The following is a 19,729-nucleotide window of genomic DNA, read 5'->3' on the forward strand; positions in this document are numbered from 1 at the left end:
TAATCCAGGGGTCGCTTCGGCAGCGCGCGGCTTATTCAACGCGCGGCATTCGCCCATTCGCAAGATTCAAGATCCGCCGAAATACGGATCATGGATGCCAGATTCTTACTGGAAGATTCGTCCAAACCAATCAACTTCGCAGGATAGGTCGTTGCGGCGCTCAGCGCATCCTTCAGCGGGACACCGACATTTTTAACAAGTATGCGAACAGCCGTCGTCAGATCCAGGTCAGCCCCTGCCAGCGTTCCATTTTCAAGCGTCAGGCGGCCATCCGTTCTGGTAATACGGCGCCCTTCAAGGTTGAATTCGGCATCCTCTGTTCCGGCAACAGCCATGGCATCGCTGACCAGAAATATCCGGGCCGGGCCGGTCTTTGCCGCCCATGCCGCCCGCATGACCTCAGGGTGTACGTGTATACTGTCGGCAATCAGACCCGCAGACAAACCCGCATTGGCCAGCGCCGCCCCCACAAGACCAGGCTCGCGGTTTCCAAGCTGGCTCATGGCGTTGAACAGATGTGTGACACAGCGCGCGCCCGCCGCAGCATAACGTTGACAGGTCGCAAAATCCGCATCGCTATGACCCAGAGACACCAGAATTCCGGCCTCAGCCAAAGAGGTAACCTGTTGCTCAGACACAGCTTCTGGCGCCAGGGTTACTTTGAGGCAAGGCAATCGGCTGGCCGCGGCTATCAGGGTGGTCAGATCATCTTCATCCATCGGGCGGATCAGCGCCGCGTCATGCGCCCCTTTTCGCGCCAACGAAAGATGCGGTCCCTCCAGATGCAGTCCAGCGACACCGGGAACACCGACATCCACAGCCTTGATCGCGGCCTCTATTGCCTGCTGGGTCTTGGCCGCAGTGTCGGTAATCAGGGTGGGCAAAAAGGATGCGACGCCAAGCTTTCTATGCGCTTGAGAAATGCGCTGGATAGTCTCGACAGAAGGGTCATCGTTGAACATGACACTTCCGCCGCCATTGACCTGTAGGTCCACAAATCCGGGGCAGAGAATATCACCGTTCAGATCGACCTGCTGCCCGGCGATTTTGGTTCCGTCTGCCGGGGTGATCTCGGACAAATTACCTTGGCGAAACACAACCGCCTGCCCCTCCAGCAGGTGTGTGCCGTCGAAATAGGCGCCGTTTCTGAATACAACCGTCTGAGAGGTCATACAGTTTCCGTAACTTTCTTAAGGTGACGCGGGGCATCAGGGTCAATTCCGCGATTGCAGGCGACCGATTCAACCATGCTGTAGAACGATGTGATGGTGCTGATGGGATCGGTCAGCCAATGGTCCGTTCTGACGACCGGCAGAGGCTGCGCCCGTTTCACCGCCGAGGTTGCGGCAAAAACGGTAGCCCCTTTTGCCGCCAACGCATCAGCCGCTTCTGCCGTTGTTTGTTCAGCGGCATCACCGGCGGCGAACACAATGGTTGGAAACCCTTCTTCAACGATTGAGACCGGCCCGTGCAGAACTTCGGCAGTCGAATAGCTCTCGGCGTGGATCTGGCAGGTCTCTTTGATTTTCAGCGCCGCTTCATTCGAGATCGCCAGCGATGGACCGCGACCCAAGGTAAACAGGGACCGGCCGGAAATCGCATTGGCGGCCGGGGTCCAGTCGCATTGGGCAGCCTTCCCAAGATACCCGGGCAGTGACCATATGGCCTGCTTCAGTTCTGCCTCATCCGCGATTTCCGCCAGCAACCACAGCCCCGCCACCAGAGACGTCACAAAGGTCTTAGTTGCTGCCACACTCAATTCCGGTCCCGCATGAAGAGACAGGACGGCGTCCGTGGCATCTGCCAGGTGGGATTCCGTATTGTTCGTAATGGCGACCGTCACGGCACCAGATCGTTTCAGCGCGCGCGTCATGCCAACGATGTCCGGGCTTTGACCAGATTGCGACACCGATATACTCAACGCACCCTGCGCCCGCAGCTCGGCACCATAGATCGAGTTGACCGAGGGCCCGACCGAGGCAACAGGAAGATTCAGCAACAGTTCGCATGCATATTTCAGATAGGTGCAGGCGTGATCCGAAGATCCTCGCGCCACCGAGACCAGAAAACGCGGGTCTGCGTCGCGCGCCAACTGGGCAGCGTGGCGGATATTGTCAGCCCCATTGCTTAGCAATCGGTCTACGGCATCAGGAATTTCCAGAATTTCCTGACGCATCTTCGAGAGTTCTACGGACATCAAGTTCCGTCCTTTCAGGTTACAACCGCAATTCAGCGACAAAATCATACGCATCGCCGCGATAAAGCGAGCGTGTCAGTTCGGCGACGCGTCCGTTTCTGAGAAAAGAAACACGTTCAATATTCAGCCCGGCGGCTCCCTCGGGAACATCAAGCAGTTCAGCCTCACGCGCGGCCAAATTCAGGGCCGAGATCTTCTGAACCGCCCGAACAGGACGGCGGCCCAACCGATCCAAGACCTCGTACAGAGAGGTGGTCACCTCGATCGGGTTCGGCAGGATATCCAAAGGTAGCGCCGCTTTTTCCAGCGCCAGTGGACGGCCATCGGCTTCGCGCAATCGGTAGATACGAGAGATTTGCTCACCCTCGGACAAGCTCAAGGCGGAAATCTCTTCTTGGGTCGGCGCAAAGACCCCCCGCTCCAGCCATTTCGACGCGGTTTTCATTCCACGGCTGGACATGTCTTCGGTGAACGAAGTCAGATGTGTCAGCGATTGTTCGACCCGTGGCATGCGCTCGCGGATGAACGAGCCCGAGCCCTGACGCTGTTCGATCACGCCCTCCTGGACAAGCTCTTGAATCGCCTTTCGCACGGTGACGCGCGAAAGGTCCGTGATCTCGACAAGTTCTCTCTCGGACGGAAGCGACGATTTGGGGGGCAGAACACCCGTATCAATGCCCTCCTGCAGCCTTCGCCGCAGTTGGACATATCTCGGCCCATTATCAGCGGTCAGCCAGGAATCCGAACGCAGAAAATCAGCAATGCTCATGTTCGACCTCCTTTGCCAAGGCGAGCGCCCCGTCGAGCGGTTCTCCTAACGGCGCGCGCAGGTCGGATTGCATGTTTTCGGGCAGATACGACGCGTATTGACCACCAATACCGCCCGTCAGGCACAGCGCGGTTCCCGGGCTCCACCCCAAATGCGTGGCAGTATCCGCCAGATAGGCAGCACCTGCCCGCATGATTTGTTGCGCAACCACGTCGTCATCTTGGGCAGCCATGGTCACTTTTGGTGCAATCGCACCAAACTGCGCAGGGTCTGCAGCCCCCGCAAAGCGAACGATCCCGGCAGGTCCGTCATGCTCGGACAGCAAAGTGGTCAAAAGGTCCGAACGGGCCTGCGTTCCATCAAACGCACGCAATGCCAAGGACAATGCCATCCTTCCAACCCACTGGGCCGAGGCTTCATCCCCCAAGACCGAGCCCCAGCCACCGGCAAAGCGCATGTCTCTACCAGTTTGTCTGGCCAGAAATGAGCCTGTACCACAATGGGCAATCAGCCCGTCCTGCGCACCCAGCGCCCCGCGCAAGGCTGCGGGACGATCATCCTCTATCCGGGCGTGCTTTAGACCAAGCGCATCCCTCAAACGAGTTGCGATCGCCTGATCCGTGACCCCAGCCAAACCAACAAAGGCAGGACTTGCCAACAAGCCCTCAACCCCGATGCCAAGCTTGCCAGACAGCCGGTCTAACCCCAGCTTTATCTGTGAAACGCCAGCCTGAAAATCAGTCGAGACGTTTGCAGCGCCAACTTCAACACTGTGAGCGATTCCAGCAACTTCACAGGCCACACGACAGCGCGTTCCACCGCCATCAACGGCCAATACAGCATTATGCAGGGACTCAATCATGACAATACCAATACAATACCTATTTGATTTAGAAAAGCCTAGATTTTGGCATAGCTCGCAAATATTGCAATTTTTCCTATAAAAACCGCACAAAACCTTCACTGAAAATAAAATGTTGGACAGGTGGTATTAAATAGGTATTGTAATCAGGAAACCTGGGAGGGGATTCTCTTGACGCTGCCGTCGACCGAACAACTGCATCATAATGCCGCCAGCCTTTGTCGCGATGACCTGACGGGGTCAGCCTTGCTGCTGGCCGAGGGTCAGATCGCAGCGGCGGCAGCAGTGCGCCCGGCCCTAGAGGCCATCGCCTCGGGTGCTGCAGCGATGGCTGTGACTCTGCGTTCGGGCGGCATGTTGCACTATGTTGCGGCGGGATCCTCCGGACTGATGGCTGCAGCTGACGCGCAAGAGCTGGGCGGAACCTTCTCAATCACGCCAGACCAGTTGCGGATTCACATGGCTGGCGGCCTTCCGACGGGTGTTGAGATGCCTGGCGACTCCGAAGATGCCGACGGAGACCTGCGTGAGGCGCTGAACGCGTTAACAGCCCGCGATACGGTAATTGCCGTATCCGCCAGCGGATCCACACCTTACACGATGACAGCGGCAGGCATCGCCCGCGCAAACGGCGCGACCTTGATCGGCATCGCCAATAACGCCAACAGCCCCCTGCTGATACAGGCCAACATCCCGATCCTGCTTGCCACACCGCCCGAACTGATCTCTGGATCAACTCGGATGGGCGCGGGAACGGCACAAAAGATCGCCTTGAATATGCTGTCGTCGCTGATGGCGCTGGACCTTGGCCACGTACATGGCGGCATGATGGTCAACCTGCGCGCGGACAATGACAAACTGCGCGCCCGCGCGGCCGGAATCGTCACCCGCATTGCCGAGGTGGACACAGGCGCTGCAAAGCGCGCACTGGAAGCAACGCGCGGTGATGTGAAGCCCGCCGTGCTTGTCGCCGCAAAAGGTGTTTCGGCATCCGAAGCCACCGAACGCCTACGAACATCAGACGGAATCCTAACGGCCGCACTGGCCATAGAATAATAACCATCAATCGGGAGAATATGGATGACCAAGAATAGCTTGAAACTTGCTCTGCTGGGCACGACGCTGATGGCGTCGGCTGCCTATGCGGAAGATGTGACCCTGACCATCGAAAGCTGGCGAAATGACGACCTGACGCTATGGCAGGACCAGATCATCCCTGCGTTTGAGGCCAAACACCCCGGCATCAAAGTGCAATTCACACCCTCGGCCCCGGCAGAATACAACGCTGTCCTGAACTCGAAACTGGATGCGGGCTCGGCTGGCGATCTGATCACCTGCCGTCCTTTCGATGCATCACTGGCCCTCTATGAGGCCGGCCACCTGAGCGACCTGTCGGGTGTCGAAGCGATGGGCAACTTCTCGGATGTGGCCAAATCGGCCTGGCAGACGGATGACGGCTCGGCCAGCTTCTGCGTTCCCATGGCATCGGTGATCCACGGGTTCATCTACAACAAGGACGCGTTTGCCGAACTGGGCATCGAAGTTCCCACAACCGAGGACGAGTTCTTTGCCGCCCTCGACAAGATCAAGGAAGACGGCACGTATATCCCGATGGCGATGGGCACCAACGACCAGTGGGAAGCCGCCACTATGGGCTATAACAACATCGGCCCGAACTATTGGAAAGGCGAAGAGGGCCGCCAGGCGCTGATCGCAGGCGAGCAAAAGCTGACCGATGAAGCCTGGACCGCCCCCTATGCCACCCTGGCCCGTTGGGGCGCTTATCTGGGTGACGGATATGAGGCGCAGACCTATCCCGACAGCCAGAACATCTTTACCCTGGGTCGCGCAGCCGTCTACCCTGCGGGATCCTGGGAAATTTCGGGCTTCAATGCGCAGGCCGATTTCGAAATGGGCGCCTTTAAGCCGCCAGTCCAGAATGCGGGCGATACCTGCTATATCTCGGACCACACCGACATTGGCATTGGTATGAATGCGGCCACCGCGAATCCCGAAGCTGCCGAGACGTTCCTGGCCTGGGTCGCAAGCCCGGAATTCGCCGAAATCTTCGGCAACGCCCTGCCTGGCTTCTTCCCGCTCTCGAACACTCCGGTCGAGCTGCAGGACCCGCTGGCCAAGGAAATCGTAGGCTGGCGCGAAGAGTGTGAATCGACCATCCGCTCGACCTATCAAATCCTGTCGCGTGGCACACCGAACCTAGAAAACGATACCTGGGGCGCTTCGGTTGCCGCCATCAAAGGCGCAAAATCCCCCGAGGAACTGGGTGCCGAACTGCAGGAAGGCCTGGCCTCCTGGTACGCTCCGCATCAGTAAGCTGATCCATACCCGGGCGGTGCCGACCGCCCGGGTAACTCCGACACCCCTTTGAAAGCAATCCCATGACCCGCCCCCGCATCCGCTGGCATATCGTTGTATTTCTGGCACCTGCCGTACTCGTCTATACCGCTGTGATGATTTTCCCGCTGTTCAACACACTGCGCCTTGCACTGTATACAGAGGTTGATCAGGCTCGCGTGTTTGTCGGATTGCAGAATTTCCGGACGCTGTTTTTCGATCCCAACTGGTCGGATCAGTTCTGGAATGCTCTGGGTAATAATTTTTGGTTCTTCCTGATCCATATGTTGGTTCAGAACCCGATCGGCATCGCGCTGGCCGCCCTTCTCAGCCAACCCCGTCTACGGTTTGCTGCCCTGTATCGCTCGGCGATCTTTATTCCTACGATCCTCAGCTTTGTAATCGTGGGCTTTGCCTGGAAACTGATCCTGTCGCCGATCTGGGGCATTGCGCCTTCGATGCTGGATGCTGTTGGGCTGAAGTCCCTCTTTGCGCCGTGGCTGGGAAAAGAGGAATACGCACTGACCACGCTGGCGCTGATCTCGGTCTGGCAGTTCGTGGGCATCCCGATGATGCTGATCTATGCCGCCCTGCTGACCATCCCCGAAGAAATCCTTGAGGCTGGAGAGATCGACGGCATCACCGGGGCCTCGGCTTTCTGGAAGATCAAACTGCCGCTGATCCTGCCCTCGATCGGGATCATCTCGATCCTGACCTTCGTGGGCAACTTCAACGCGTTCGACCTGATCTATGCCTCACAAGGCGCGCTGGCCGGTCCCGATTTCTCAACCGATATTCTGGGCACCTTCATGTATCGCACCTTCTTTGGCTTCCAGCTGCAACTGGGCGACCCGCATATGGGTTCCGCCATCGCCGGGGCCATGTTCGCAATCATCCTGGTGGGCGTCTGCATCTATCTGTTCGGCATCCAGACCCGGATGCGCCGGTATCAACTGTGAGGGCCAAGTGATGAACAAAGCACGCCAAAACCCCCTCAACACCGCAGCAATGCATGCCGGGTTGATCCTGTACACGCTGATCGCGCTGTTCCCGGTCTTTGTGATCCTGATCAACAGCTTCAAAACCCGCCGGTCGATCTTTCGCGAACCGCTGTCCCTGCCCAACGCAGACAGTTTTTCGCTGATCGGCTATGAGACGGTGATGAAGCAGGGGGATTTCTTCCTCTACTTTCAGAACTCGATGATCGTCACCGTGGCGTCGTTGTTCTTTATCCTGCTGTTCGGTGCCATGGCGGCCTATGCGCTGTCCGAATACCAGTTCAAAGGCAACCTGCTGATGGGCCTGTATCTGGCACTGGGGATCATGATTCCGATCCGCATCGGCACTGTCGCAATCCTTGAGATGATGGTGGCGACCGGGTTGGTGAACTCACTTTGGGCGCTGATCCTGGTCTATACGGCACAGGGTTTGCCGCTGGCTGTGTTCATCCTGTCCGAATTCATGCGACAGGTCAGTGATGATCTTAAGAATGCCGGGCGCATTGATGGGCTGTCGGAATATACGATCTTCTTCCGGCTGGTGCTGCCACTGGTGCGGCCCGCCATGGCGACGGTGGCCGTATTCAACATGATCCCGATCTGGAACGACCTTTGGTTCCCGCTGATCCTGGCCCCCGCAGAAGAGACCAAGACCCTGACGCTGGGTAGCCAGGTCTTTATCGGTCAATTTGTCACCGACTGGAACGCGGTCCTGTCAGCCTTGTCGATGGCAATCCTGCCGGTCCTGGTTCTCTATGTCATATTCTCACGCCAGCTGATCCGCGGCATCACGTCAGGGGCTGTCAAATGACACGTGTTCTGATCGCAGGTCTTGGCAATATGGGGTTCAGCCACGCGCTGGCGCATCACCATCACCCGGACGTGCAAATTGCCGGGCTGGTGAACCGATCCGGGCGCGTGGATCACCCCGATCTGGCGGATTATCCTGCCTATTCGGATTTCGAAACCGCGCAGGCCGAAACAAACCCGGATCTGGTCGTGATCGCCACCTATTCCGACAGCCATGCGGATTATGCCTGTGCGGCGATGGAAGCCGGGGCGCATGTCTTTGTAGAGAAACCGCTGGCCACCAATGTCGCTGATGCGCGGCGCGTGGTCGAAACCGCCACCCGACTGAACCGCAAATTGGTTGTTGGCTACATCCTGCGCCACCACCCCTCGTGGGTGCGGCTGATTGCCGAGGCCCGCAACCTGGGTGGGCCTTATGTATTCCGCCTGAACCTGAACCAGCAATCCAGCGGCGCGGAATGGGAGACGCATAAAGCGTTGATGCAGACCACCTCGCCCATCGTGGATTGCGGCGTTCACTATGTCGATGTGATGTGCCAGATCACCGATGCCCGGCCCGTCCGTGTCCACGGAATGGGTCTGCGCCTATCCGATGAGATCGCGCCCGACATGTACAATTACGGGCAGTTTCAGGTGGTTTTCAATGACGGCTCGGTCGGCTGGTATGAGGCCGGCTGGGGCCCGATGATGTCGGAAACCGCATTCTTCGTGAAAGATATAGTGTCGCCCAACGGTTCGGTCTCGATCACCGACGGGAACAAGGGCGCCTCGGCGGATATTGACGGCCACACAAAGGTTGGCGGTCTGCTAGTCCACACACCGCAAGGCGACCACACAATCGACATGCCCGGTGAACCCGGTCACCAGGAACTCTGCGATGCCGAGCAGGGCTTTATGCTGCGCGCCATCGCCGAAGACATAGACCTGACGCGTCATATGAATGACGCTGTCCAATCCCTTGCCATTTGCCTGGCCGCAGATGAAAGCATCCGCACTGGCCAGCCCGTTTCCTTTGAGGAGCAAGCGACATGACCGCCCTGACGCTGAACAAAATCAATAAATCCTTCGGCAATGTGCATGTCCTAAAAGACATCACGCTTGAAGTCGAAGACGGCGAGTTTGTCGTCTTTGTCGGCCCTTCGGGCTGTGGCAAATCCACCCTGTTGCGGGTGATTGCGGGGCTCGAGGATGCATCGTCCGGTGAGATCAACATTGGCGGGCAGCAGGTCAATCTGGTGCCGCCATCCAAGCGCGGCATCGCGATGGTCTTCCAAAGCTATGCGCTTTACCCGCATCTCAGCGTGCGCGGCAACATGACCCTGGCGCTGAAGCAGGAAAAGCAGCCCAAATCGGAAATCGAAGGCCGCGTGGCCAAAGCCAGCCGGATGCTGAACCTCGAGCCCTATTTGGATCGCTTCCCCTCGGAATTGTCGGGCGGTCAGCGTCAGCGGGTTGCCATTGGCCGCGCCATCGTGCGCGAACCCAAACTGTTCCTGTTTGATGAGCCTCTGTCCAATCTGGATGCCGCGCTTCGCATGAATACGCGAATCGAGATCGCCAACCTGCACCGAGCGCTGGATGCGTCGATGATCTATGTCACCCATGATCAGACCGAGGCCATGACATTGGCCGACAAGATCGTCGTTCTGCGTGACGGCCGGGTAGAACAGATCGGTAGCCCGATGGAACTGTATAACAATCCCGCCAACCAGTTTGTGGCAGGGTTCCTCGGCTCGCCGTCAATGAATTTTCTGCCTCAAGGATTGCTCAACGAAAGCGGTCGGAACACGATCGGCATTCGGCCCGAGGATCTGTTCCTTGCAGATGACGGCCCGCTCACTGCACGCGTCAGCCATGTTGAGAAGCTGGGCGGAGACACAAATGTCATCGCGCAGATCAACGAACACACCATAACCGCCCGGCTGTTTGGCCAGCATGCGATATCCGAAGGGCAGGAATTGCGTTTCGCCTATTCTCCGGGCAAGGCCTATCGGTTCAATGCGGACGGTCAGCGCCTTACCTGACCGCTTTTCCTGTCAAAAAGCCAATAAAAACAAGATGTGATCAGCCCGTTTTGACGGGCTGATCACATCGGCGTATCCTAACGCATCCAAAGTTTATCTGTTTCCTGAGTATCCCGGCATCATTGTTAATGGTGCTGTTATTACCCTGTCACAAATGCCCCCTAAATCCGTTTCATCGACTTTTCACAGACAGCCAGGAGCAATCCATGAAAGACGTTGACCCTACCACACTTTCCGCCGACGACTGGGACGAGCTGCATTTCCCCCGCCCCGAAGAAAACGACTTTGACCGTGTCGTCGAAAGCGCCATTTCCCGCCGTGGATTTCTGTCCGGCGTCGTGGCTTTCGGCTCTGGCGCGGCTGCGTTGGGAACCGGCCTGCTTGGCTCGACCTCGGCGCAGGCACAGGCTGCATCCCGCTTTGCCTTCACACCAATCGCCGCACAGACCGACGGCACCGTCCATGTGCCCGAAGGGTACGACTGGCAGATCCTGATGCGCTGGGGTGATCCACTGTTTTCGGATGCCGATGGCTATGACCTCGCCGAGGGCGGCCCGGTTGAGAACTCGGACCGCATCTTTGGCGAGAATACCGACGGCATGGAGACCTTTACCTTCCAGGGTCATGAGCTGATTGCGATCAATCACGAATATCCGAACGGTAAAATCAACCTGCCAGCCGCGCGGGAAGGTGTTCCGGCCAGTGCTGACGACGTGCGCAAACTGCAGAACCTGCAAGGCGTGACCGTGATGGAAATCACCGAAGGCCCCGAAGGTTGGTCGGTGGTCAAGGACAGCCCGTTCAACAGGCGCATTCACCACAACACGCCGATGGCTATCGTCGGCCCCGCCGCTGGCCACGACCTGCTGAAGACCGAGGCCGACCCGACCGGCACAACCTCGCTGGGCACTATGAACAACTGCGGTGCAGGCAAGACGCCCTGGGGCACCTATCTGACCTGTGAAGAGAACTTTAACGGCTATTTCGGCTCCAGCGACGAAAACGCCAGCTACGATCAGAAGGTCGCGGACGGCTTCAAGCGCTATGGTGTCAAAGCCGAAAGCTGGAACGGCTACGAGCTGTTCGACCCACGGTTCGATACCTCCAAAAACCCCAATGAGCCGCACCGGGTGGGCTGGATCGTCGAAATCGACCCGACCAAACCGGACAGCACCCCGGTCAAACACACTGGTCTGGGTCGCTTCAAGCATGAGAATGCCGAGGTGACTCTGGCCGCTGATGGCCGCGTGGTTGTCTATATGGGCGATGATGAGCGGGGCGAGTATCTGTACAAATTCGTCTCGAACGGAACCTATCAGCCCGGCGGCGAAACCCAGAGCCTGTTGAACGACGGCACGCTTTACGTGGCGAAATTCAATGACGACATGACAGGCACCTGGCTGCCGCTGACGCCGGATGCAACCGGCATGGATGCGGCGGATATTGCGATCTTCACCCGAATGGCGGCGTCCAAGGCGGGTGGCACGACCATGGATCGCCCTGAATGGGTCGCGTCCAGCCCGGTAGCGGTCGAAGCCTATTGCTGCCTGACCAACAACAAGAACCGCGGCGTGAAACCAAATGCCGGGGGTGATGATACGTCGACCAACGGCCCCAACCCGCGTGAAGCCAATAAATACGGCCAGATTGTCCGCTGGAAACCCGCCGATGACGATCACGCAGCCGACGCGTTCGTCTGGGATCTCTATGTCATGGCGGGAAATCCGACGGTGCACTCTGACGCCCGCGCCGGGTCGGCCAATGTGAACGAGGGCAACCTGTTCAACTCACCCGACGGAATGACCATTGACTCGACTGGTCTGGTCTGGATCCAGACCGACGGCAATGACGACAACGAAGAAGACTTTGCAGGCCACGGCAACAACCAGATGCTGGTCGGCGATCCGGTCACTGGCGAAATCGCCCGTTTCATGACCGGTCCGAAAGGATGTGAGGTCACGGGGCTGGCTTGGTCCAGCGATCTGCGCACCATGTTTGTCGGCATTCAGCATCCCGGCAGCGAATGGCCGGATGGAGGCACACCGCGCTCGTCGGTGATCACGATCAAGCGCACCGACAACGGGCTGGTCGGTTAAGCTGTTCCAGATTGTCCCCGGTCCTATGGGTCGGGGAGGTCTATTCCTCAGATATCCTTACCCGGCGGCTCCAACGGTCCGCCCGGAGCCATCAGGTGGCGCTCGGACAGCCAGGGGTTAAGCTCCAAAGCATGTGACAGTGCCGCACGGGCTTCATCAATCCGATGCAAGCCAAGCAGCGTTAGGGCGCGCCCGCTGATCGCCGCGACATGGTTCGGAGACAGCTCGATCGCCTTGTCCAGATCCGGCAACGCAGATGCGAAATCCTGGCTAAGATAATATGCAAAGGCGCGCTGATTGTACCCCTCGGCATAGTGCGGGCAGTATTCGATGAGCTTGTCAAACTCCTCGATGGCGCCCCGAAGGTCCCAGCCACTGCGGCGGGTCATACCCCGGTCCAGCACGGCCTGCGCAACAGCGTCGGGCGCATCGGTCCAGAACTCCCATAATTGATTGGAAAATGTCTGGGCTTCGGCCTCGTTTCCAACATCCTGAATTTGCGCGATTACGGCCGAGATGCTTTCGGTATGATCCGGCGAGGACGGGCATTCTTCAGACCAGGCGACACCCGGAGGGGCCGCCAACACTAGCAGAGGGAACACAAAACGCTTCATACGCGTATGGTGACGCGCTTGCGCAATTCGTCAACCCACCCTGTCCAAAGCGCCTGAAACAACGGTTTCCTTAACTGCCTCCATCGCCACAAAGGTCGAGGTATTCGCCACATGCGGAAGCGAGGATATCTTCTCAGCCAAAACGGCGCGGTATTCCGACATTGAACCAGTGCGGATTTTCAGCAGATAGTCGAAATTCGACGCGATCATATGGGCTTGCTCGATTTCGGGCACCTTGCGGACTGCGGCGTTAAACTCGGCCAGTGCCTTCTCTCTCGTGTCGGTCAGGCGCACCTCGACAAAAGCCACATGGTCCAGCCCCAGTCGGATCGGGTCCAGTAGGGCGCGATACCCGGTGATCACCCCGCTAGCCTCAAGTCGCTTTAGACGCGCCTGGGTTGGGGATTTCGACAGCCCGATCCGCCGCGCAAGGTCGGCAACTGATATGCGCCCATCCTCTGAGAGAATCGCCAAGATCGCTCGATCAAACCGATCCAAATCCGGAAAGTTCATTTGCACGGCATTATCCCCTAAATACAGTCTATCCGACCAGATGAATTAAAAAATACGGCAATCGTCCTGAGAAATCGACATTATATTCAACAAAAGCCTGGAGGATTCATGTCACACAGCCTGAGCACCCATATCGACAGCCAAACCTACGCTGATCAAACCGCCGTTCTCGACAATCTTATCGATCATGCCGCGCTGTCTGAAACTGATCGCGCCCAAATCTGTTCGGCGGCCGCCCAGCTGGTGCGTGATATCCGATCCAGCACGTCGCCCGGCATGATGGAGGTCTTTCTGGCCGAATATGGCCTGTCCACCGACGAGGGTGTGGCGCTGATGTGTCTGGCCGAAGCGCTGCTGCGCGTTCCGGATGCCGACACGATCGACGCACTGATCGAAGACAAGATCGCGCCGTCCGACTGGGGCAAGCATCTTGGGCAATCCTCCTCGCCGCTGGTGAATGCCTCGACCTGGGCGCTGATGCTGACCGGTAAAGTTCTCGACGACGGCAAGCCCTCGCCTGTCAGTGCCCTGCGAGGTGCGATCAAAAGACTGGGTGAACCGGTTATCCGCACGGCCGTCGGGCGCGCAATGAAGGAAATGGGCCGTCAGTTCGTGCTGGGCGAGACCATCCAGTCGGCCATGGAACGTGCCAGCGGGATGGAGGCCAAGGGCTATACCTATTCCTACGATATGCTGGGTGAAGCCGCACGGACCGAGGCCGACGCGGCCCGATATCATTTGTCTTATTCCCGTGCCATCACCGCCATTGCAGAGGCCTGCACCCATGATGACATTCGGGCCAATCCGGGCATCTCGGTCAAGCTGTCGGCGCTGCACCCCCGGTATGAGCTGGCCCAGGAACAGCGTGTGATGGCCGAGCTTGTCCCCCGCCTGCGCGCCCTGTGCCTTTTGGCCAAAGCCGCTGGCATGGGCCTGAATATCGACGCCGAAGAGGCCGACCGCCTGTCGCTGTCCCTGCAGGTCATCGAAGCGGTGATGGCCGAGCCTGCACTCGCAGGATGGGACGGGTTCGGAATTGTGGTTCAGGCCTATGGTCCGCGTGCTGGAATCGCACTGGACGCGCTCTATGGAATGGCCGAGCGTTATGACCGCAAACTGATGGTGCGGCTGGTCAAAGGCGCCTATTGGGATACCGAGATCAAGCGCGCTCAGGTAGAAGGCGTCGAGGGTTTTCCGGTGTTTACCAGCAAGGCCGTGACCGATGTCTCCTATATCGCCAATGCGCGAAAATTGCTGGGTATGACCGACCGGATTTACCCGCAGTTCGCCACCCATAACGCCCATACGGTCAGCGCCATTCTTCAGATGGCCACTGATCAGCCTTTCGAATTCCAGCGCCTGCACGGCATGGGGGAAACCCTGCACCATCTGGTTAAGGACGCAAACAACACACGCTGCCGCATATACGCGCCTGTCGGGGCCCATCGTGACTTGCTGGCCTACCTGGTGCGGCGACTGCTTGAGAATGGTGCGAACTCTTCATTCGTGAACCAAATCGTGGATGATACTGTTCCCCCGGAGGAGGTTGCAGCCGATCCGTTTCTCACTCTCCTCGAACCGGCGCTCCCCATTCCAACCGGACCCGAGCTGTTTCAACCCGAGCGGCCCAATTCGCAGGGGTTTGACCTACGGCACATTCCCACTTTGGACCGGGTCAACGCCGCGCGGGACGCGTTTCGGACGCATCACTGGTATGCGCGCCCGTTGTTGTCCGGCGATGCGCGGCCCGATGACGATCAGCCCATCGTCAACCCCGCACAGTCGCGGGATCGCCCCGGTGCTGTTGCCCCGGCCAGCGCACAAGATGTCGAGCTTGCTTTGACTGCAGCCACCCCCTGGCAGGTAGTGGCAGATCAACGCTCGCAGGTTCTGAACGCCGCCGCCGACCTTTACGAGACCCATTTCGGTGAGCTTTTCGCCCTGCTGACCCGTGAGGCTGGTAAGTCCCTGCCCGATGCAGTCGCCGAACTGCGCGAGGCGGTAGATTTCCTGCGCTATTATGCGGCGAATATACCCGACGCAGAACCAGCGGGTGTGTTCACCTGCATCAGCCCGTGGAACTTTCCGCTGGCCATTTTCACCGGTCAAATATCCGCCGCTTTGGCCACTGGGAATGCGGTATTGGCAAAGCCCGCACCGCAGACACCATTGATCGCGCATCGCGCCGTTGAATTGCTGCACGAGGCCGGAGTGCCACGCAGGGCGCTACAGTTGCTGCCGGGCGGTCCATCGGTGGGCGCAGCCCTGACCTCGGACCCGAGGGTGTCGGGAGTGGCCTTTACCGGCTCGACCGGGACCGCCCTGAAAATCCGTGCGGCCATGGCCGGAAACTTGCGACCGGGAACGCCTCTGATCGCGGAAACCGGTGGCTTGAATGCGATGATCGTGGACAGCACCGCCCTGCCCGAACAGGCGGTTCAGTCGATCATCGAAAGCGCATTCCAATCAGCGGGACAAAGGTGCTCGGCGTTGCGCTGTCTTTATGTCCAAGAAGACATTGCCGATGATCTTCTGACCATGCTGACAGGGGCCATGGACGCGCTGCTGGTTGGCGATCCCTGGCTGATTTCAACCGATTGCGGCCCCGTGATCGACGAAGATGCCCGCCTTGGAATCGCTGATCACATCGCATTGGCACGGTCCGAAGGGCGTGTCCTGAAAGAGATGTCCGTCCCTGGCGACGGCACGTTCATCGCCCCAACCCTTATCGAAATCCCCGGCATTGCCGAGTTGGAGCGCGAGGTGTTTGGCCCCGTCCTGCATGTAGTGCGGTTCAATTCCTCGGAGTTGGATCAGATCATCGCCGATATCAACGCCACAGGATACGGGCTGACCTTTGGCCTGCACACACGGATCGACGACCGCGTTCAGCACATCACCGAAGCTGTTCATGCCGGAAACATCTACGTCAATCGCAACCAGATCGGCGCCATAGTTGGATCGCAACCCTTTGGCGGCGAGGGCCTGTCGGGGACCGGCCCAAAGGCGGGCGGGCCGAACTACCTGACCCGTTTCTGCGCCCCGGACCGGAAGGTCAGTCCCGAGCAATGGTCCACCGATATAACCGATCTACCATTGCCAGAAGGAAAATCTGCTGAGATCAAAGCCCGGTTGCTGCCCGGTCCGACGGGTGAATCGAACCGCCTGAGTGAATTCTCACGCGCACCGCTATTGTGTATGGGCCCCGGAGTTGAAGCCGCACAAGCGCAGGCCAACGCGGTCAAAGCACTGGGCGGGCGGGCTATCACTGCTATCGGCGCGTTAGACCTGCACCGGCTTGAAAACCTGACTGGATTCTCGGGCGTATTGTGGTGGGGCGACGACGCAACCGGTCAGGAAATCGAGCGTCATCTGTCCCGGCGTGCAGGCCCAATCATCCCTCTGATCCCCGGCCTGCCAGATCGCACCCGCGTTCTGGGAGAACGACATGTCTGTGTCGACACCACTGCTGCGGGTGGGAATGCCGCATTGCTGGGGGGTGCGGCCTAAACAGGCCTTGACGCTGGGCAGCCAACCGCCCAGCGTCGCACCATGTTTCCAATTCGTGACCATAACCCTTCGGGACGCACACCGTATGTCATCTATCTGTTGATGGCTGCAAATATCCTGATTTTCCTCAGCTATGCGGGAAGCATGGAGAACCAGCGGCTGATCACCCAGCTGTATACCGACTTTGCGGTGGTGCCCGCCCGGATTACGGACGGCTATACGCTTGAGACCCTCGTGACCTCGATGTTCCTGCATGGCGGCTGGATGCATCTGGCAGGAAACATGCTGTTCCTGTGGATCTTCGGCGACAACCTCGAAGACGAGATGGGCCACCTGCCCTTTCTGCTGTTCTATCTTGCCGCCGGTATCGGGGCCGGTCTGATCCACGTCGTCACAGCGCCACAATCTCTGGTCCCTACGATTGGTGCGTCTGGCGCAATAGCTGGCGTCATGGGTGGCTATTTGTTGATGTTCCCCAAAGCGCGCGTGGACATCCTGCTTGTTCTGGTGATCTATTTTCGTGTCTTCTCGATCCCGGCGTTTGTCATGCTAGGCGTGTGGCTGGGTATGCAGTTCATTGGGAGCCTGTCAAGCAACCCCGACGAGGGCGGCGTCGCCTATTGGGCCCATACCGGGGGCTTCCTTGTTGGTTTGCTCTTGTGCATACCCCTTTGGTTGCGGCGCGGTGCGAGTGACTATTGGAACCGCACCCATGGGCATCCGCCCCATCCAGAGCACAAATACAAGCTGTCACAATCCCGCATCCCCCGCATCCCGCGCCGGTAAGCGCCCACCGCTGAGCAAGGTAACCTCTTGCGCGGCGGCTTGTACCAATCCGCCCAATTCCGGCGCGCGTTCAGTGCTGAACCGGGCGGTAGGGCCAGATACGGAAATGCCCGCACAGGGTTCCCCCCGGTCGTTGAAGATGGCCGCACCGATGCATGACATCCCCTCGTATCGTTCCTCCCGATCATGCGACCACCCGCGGGCCCGGGTCTGATCCAGATCGCTTTGTAGTGCATCGCCGGGCACCAGTGTTTGAGGCGTGAAGACCTTTGTGTCCAACGTGCCCAGCGCCTTGATCAATGCAGCCTCGTTCAACGCGGCCAAGATCGCCTTACCGGTGCCCGAGGCATACATCGGTGTCCGCGCGCCCGGAGGAAAAAAGGCCCGGATCGGATTGGCCGTTTCGACCTGCCCCACAAACACCACTTCGGCCCCGTCCGGAACGGCTAGATTCGCCGTCTCGCCGCTATCTTGCATCAGCCGGCGTAAAATGGGCCTTCCGATTTCGATAACACCATTACGGCGTAGAAAGGACGCTCCGGTGCGATAGGTCTCGATCCCGATCATCCATTCTTGACGCTCTTCATCAAAGGCGACGAAACCGTGCTTCTGCAGCGTCACCAGAATTCGATGTGTTGTGGCCGTGGGCACATCAACTTCGCGCGCCAAATCGCTGAGTGCTGCGCGTTCCAGACGGGCCACTGTGGTCAAAACGCTCAGCGCCCGATCCAGCGATTGCATGGTCCCGGCCGAGCTTTCCTTGAACAGCGATTTTGGTCTGCCGCGTGGCCTTTTCTGCGTTTCCATCCCAGGCATTTCCTTTCAGCTGTCCAAAGTTTCTCGCGTCCGGATTTCTTGTACGTAAAAATGAAAAACGGAAAAGTTTAATATATCAGTAGCTTAATATTTATCTTCAATAAATGAAAATATTTTTCAAGAAAATTGCGTAATGCAGCTTTTTCCCAGACACTTATCTCCAAAGCAGAGGAACAAGCCATGTCGAACCAAAACCCGGTTTTCATTCCCGGCCCGACCAACATACCTGATAGATTGCGCCTGGCCATGCAGGTCCAGACGCAGGATCATCGCGCGCCGGACTTTGTCCAGACATTTGCACCCGTACTGGAAGACACCAAGAAGGTCTTTGATACCGCTGCGGCCCAGATCGTTACCTTTCCCGCCAGCGGCACAGGTGGATGGGAGGCTGCAATCACCAACACGCTCAGCCCCGGTGATAAGGTCCTGATAGCGCGCTATGGCGTTTTCAGCCACCGCTGGATTGATCTGTGCACACGTCACGGGCTTGACGTTCAGGTCATCGACTGCCCTTGGGGCAGCGGCGCTCCCGCTGACCAATTTCAGACGGTTCTGACTGGGGACAAAGCGCATGAAATTCGCGCCGTTCTGGTCACTCATAATGAAACGGCGACAGGGGTGCTTTCGGATATCGGGGCTGTAAGGCGGGCGATGGATACCGCCAATCATCCGGCGCTTTTGATGGTGGACTGCGTCAGCTCTTTGGCCTCTGTACCGTTTGAGTTCGACCGCTGGGGCGTCGACATCGCGGTTTCGGGATCGCAGAAGGGATTCATGCTGGCCACTGGCATGGCCATCCTTTGCGTCAGCCAGAAAGCGCTGGACGCGATGGAAACCGCAGAGCTGCACCGGACCTTTTTCGATTTCCGGGATATGATGGCGGCCAATGCGACCGGAGGGTTTCCCTATACACCACCCCTGCAACTGATCTACGGGCTGCGTGAAAGCCTGAAGATGCTGTTTGAAGAAGGCTTACCGAATGTTTACGCCCGTCATCATCGGCTTGCCGAGGGCGTCCGGCGCGCCGTCGATGCTTGGGGGCTGGAACTGGTTGCTCAATCGCCAGAACTTTACTCGGACACGGTCAGCGCAATCTACGTGCCCGAAGGGTTCGACAGCAACATTCTGACCGACCATGCCTTTAACACCTACGGGATGTCCTTTGGTGTTGGCTTGGGCCAGTTGCACGGCAAGGCGTTCCGTATTGGGCATCTGGGCAGTCTGACAGATGCGATGGTCCTGTCCGGGCTCTGTACGATCGAGATGGCAATGGCCGATCTAAGCTATCCGATCACATTGGGCTCTGGCGTCGCCGCAGCCCAGGAACACTTTCGCGCCACACCCGGCAACCGAACCGAGGTCGCGGCGTAAGGAGAATG

At 58.4% G+C, this 19,729-nt stretch carries 17 protein-coding genes; 10 read left to right on the forward strand and 7 right to left on the reverse strand.

The features are described 5' to 3' along the window. Window positions 1-35 precede the first annotated feature (35 nt). Genes nagA through AC2FH9_RS13375 form a run of 4 tightly spaced genes read right to left on the reverse strand, consistent with a single transcriptional unit; the run spans window position 36 to window position 3,828 of the window. The gene (gene nagA / locus AC2FH9_RS13360) at window positions 36-1,172 is read right to left on the reverse strand and encodes an N-acetylglucosamine-6-phosphate deacetylase (RefSeq protein ID WP_496694749.1); all 1,137 of its coding nucleotides are present in this window, start codon (window positions 1,170-1,172) and stop codon (window positions 36-38) included. After that, on the reverse strand, window positions 1,169-2,197 hold the full coding sequence (locus AC2FH9_RS13365) for an SIS domain-containing protein (RefSeq protein ID WP_496694748.1): 1,029 nt from the start codon (window positions 2,195-2,197) through the stop codon (window positions 1,169-1,171). The genes nagA and AC2FH9_RS13365 overlap by 4 nt, the downstream gene beginning before the upstream one ends. 19 nt (window positions 2,198-2,216) lie before the next feature. Next, window positions 2,217-2,966, reverse strand: coding sequence for a GntR family transcriptional regulator (locus AC2FH9_RS13370; RefSeq protein WP_496694747.1), 750 nt, complete (start codon window positions 2,964-2,966; stop codon window positions 2,217-2,219). Further along, entirely contained in the window at window positions 2,953-3,828 is an 876-nt protein-coding gene (locus AC2FH9_RS13375; RefSeq protein ID WP_496694746.1) for a glucosamine kinase nucleotide-binding domain-containing protein, read from the reverse strand. The genes AC2FH9_RS13370 and AC2FH9_RS13375 overlap by 14 nt, the downstream gene beginning before the upstream one ends. A gap of 171 nt (window positions 3,829-3,999) precedes the next feature. Here AC2FH9_RS13375 and AC2FH9_RS13380 point away from each other — a divergent pair, with 171 nt between their 5' ends. The 7 genes from AC2FH9_RS13380 (at window position 4,000) to AC2FH9_RS13410 (ending at window position 12,111) form a co-directional block, all read left to right on the forward strand. Next, complete coding sequence (locus AC2FH9_RS13380; RefSeq protein WP_496694745.1) at window positions 4,000-4,884, forward strand: N-acetylmuramic acid 6-phosphate etherase; 885 nt, start codon at window positions 4,000-4,002, stop codon at window positions 4,882-4,884. Between the two features lie 24 nt (window positions 4,885-4,908). After that, complete coding sequence (locus AC2FH9_RS13385) at window positions 4,909-6,162, forward strand: ABC transporter substrate-binding protein (protein ID WP_142636676.1); 1,254 nt, start codon at window positions 4,909-4,911, stop codon at window positions 6,160-6,162. Window positions 6,163-6,227: 65 nt separating this feature from the next. Then, window positions 6,228-7,142, forward strand: a complete 915-nt coding sequence (locus AC2FH9_RS13390; protein WP_496871851.1) for a carbohydrate ABC transporter permease — start codon at window positions 6,228-6,230, stop codon at window positions 7,140-7,142. A 10-nt stretch (window positions 7,143-7,152) separates the two neighbouring features. Then, window positions 7,153-7,992, forward strand: coding sequence for a carbohydrate ABC transporter permease (locus tag AC2FH9_RS13395; RefSeq protein WP_496871852.1), 840 nt, complete (start codon window positions 7,153-7,155; stop codon window positions 7,990-7,992). Next, window positions 7,989-9,023, forward strand: coding sequence for a Gfo/Idh/MocA family protein (locus AC2FH9_RS13400; RefSeq protein ID WP_496871854.1), 1,035 nt, complete (start codon window positions 7,989-7,991; stop codon window positions 9,021-9,023). The genes AC2FH9_RS13395 and AC2FH9_RS13400 overlap by 4 nt, the downstream gene beginning before the upstream one ends. Continuing rightward, the gene (locus AC2FH9_RS13405; protein WP_496871856.1) at window positions 9,020-10,015 is read left to right on the forward strand and encodes an ABC transporter ATP-binding protein; all 996 of its coding nucleotides are present in this window, start codon (window positions 9,020-9,022) and stop codon (window positions 10,013-10,015) included. The genes AC2FH9_RS13400 and AC2FH9_RS13405 overlap by 4 nt, the downstream gene beginning before the upstream one ends. Before the next feature lie 206 nt (window positions 10,016-10,221). Then, window positions 10,222-12,111: a PhoX family protein gene (locus AC2FH9_RS13410; RefSeq protein ID WP_496750267.1), complete on the forward strand. Its 1,890-nt coding sequence runs from the start codon at window positions 10,222-10,224 to the stop codon at window positions 12,109-12,111. A 47-nt stretch (window positions 12,112-12,158) separates the two neighbouring features. On the opposite strand, the gene AC2FH9_RS13415 is transcribed toward AC2FH9_RS13410, so the two are convergent. Both AC2FH9_RS13415 and AC2FH9_RS13420 read right to left on the reverse strand, forming a co-directional pair. Then, window positions 12,159-12,725 carry a tetratricopeptide repeat protein gene (locus AC2FH9_RS13415; RefSeq protein ID WP_271949329.1) on the reverse strand — a complete coding sequence of 189 codons (567 nt, stop codon included), beginning with the start codon at window positions 12,723-12,725 and terminating at the stop codon, window positions 12,159-12,161. Window positions 12,726-12,755: 30 nt separating this feature from the next. Then, a complete protein-coding gene (locus AC2FH9_RS13420; protein ID WP_425595921.1) occupies window positions 12,756-13,238 on the reverse strand; it encodes an Lrp/AsnC family transcriptional regulator in 483 nt (160 codons plus the stop codon). A gap of 108 nt (window positions 13,239-13,346) precedes the next feature. On the opposite strand from AC2FH9_RS13420, the gene putA reads away from it, so the two are divergent. Further along, window positions 13,347-16,748 carry a bifunctional proline dehydrogenase/L-glutamate gamma-semialdehyde dehydrogenase PutA gene (putA, locus tag AC2FH9_RS13425; protein ID WP_496871860.1) on the forward strand — a complete coding sequence of 1,134 codons (3,402 nt, stop codon included), beginning with the start codon at window positions 13,347-13,349 and terminating at the stop codon, window positions 16,746-16,748. Between the two features lie 42 nt (window positions 16,749-16,790). After that, complete coding sequence (locus tag AC2FH9_RS13430; RefSeq protein ID WP_496694740.1) at window positions 16,791-17,534, forward strand: rhomboid family intramembrane serine protease; 744 nt, start codon at window positions 16,791-16,793, stop codon at window positions 17,532-17,534. Here the strand turns inward: AC2FH9_RS13430 and AC2FH9_RS13435 are convergent. Then, the gene (locus AC2FH9_RS13435; RefSeq protein WP_496871862.1) at window positions 17,499-18,341 is read right to left on the reverse strand and encodes an IclR family transcriptional regulator; all 843 of its coding nucleotides are present in this window, start codon (window positions 18,339-18,341) and stop codon (window positions 17,499-17,501) included. The two genes, AC2FH9_RS13430 and AC2FH9_RS13435, sit on opposite strands and share 36 nt — an antisense overlap. A gap of 189 nt (window positions 18,342-18,530) precedes the next feature. On the opposite strand from AC2FH9_RS13435, the gene bhcA reads away from it, so the two are divergent. After that, the gene (gene bhcA, locus AC2FH9_RS13440) at window positions 18,531-19,721 is read left to right on the forward strand and encodes an L-aspartate--glyoxylate aminotransferase BhcA (protein ID WP_496750271.1); all 1,191 of its coding nucleotides are present in this window, start codon (window positions 18,531-18,533) and stop codon (window positions 19,719-19,721) included. The last annotated feature ends 8 nt before the right edge of the window (window positions 19,722-19,729 follow it).

Source organism: Ruegeria sp. CDSC081 (genome assembly GCF_059610485.1).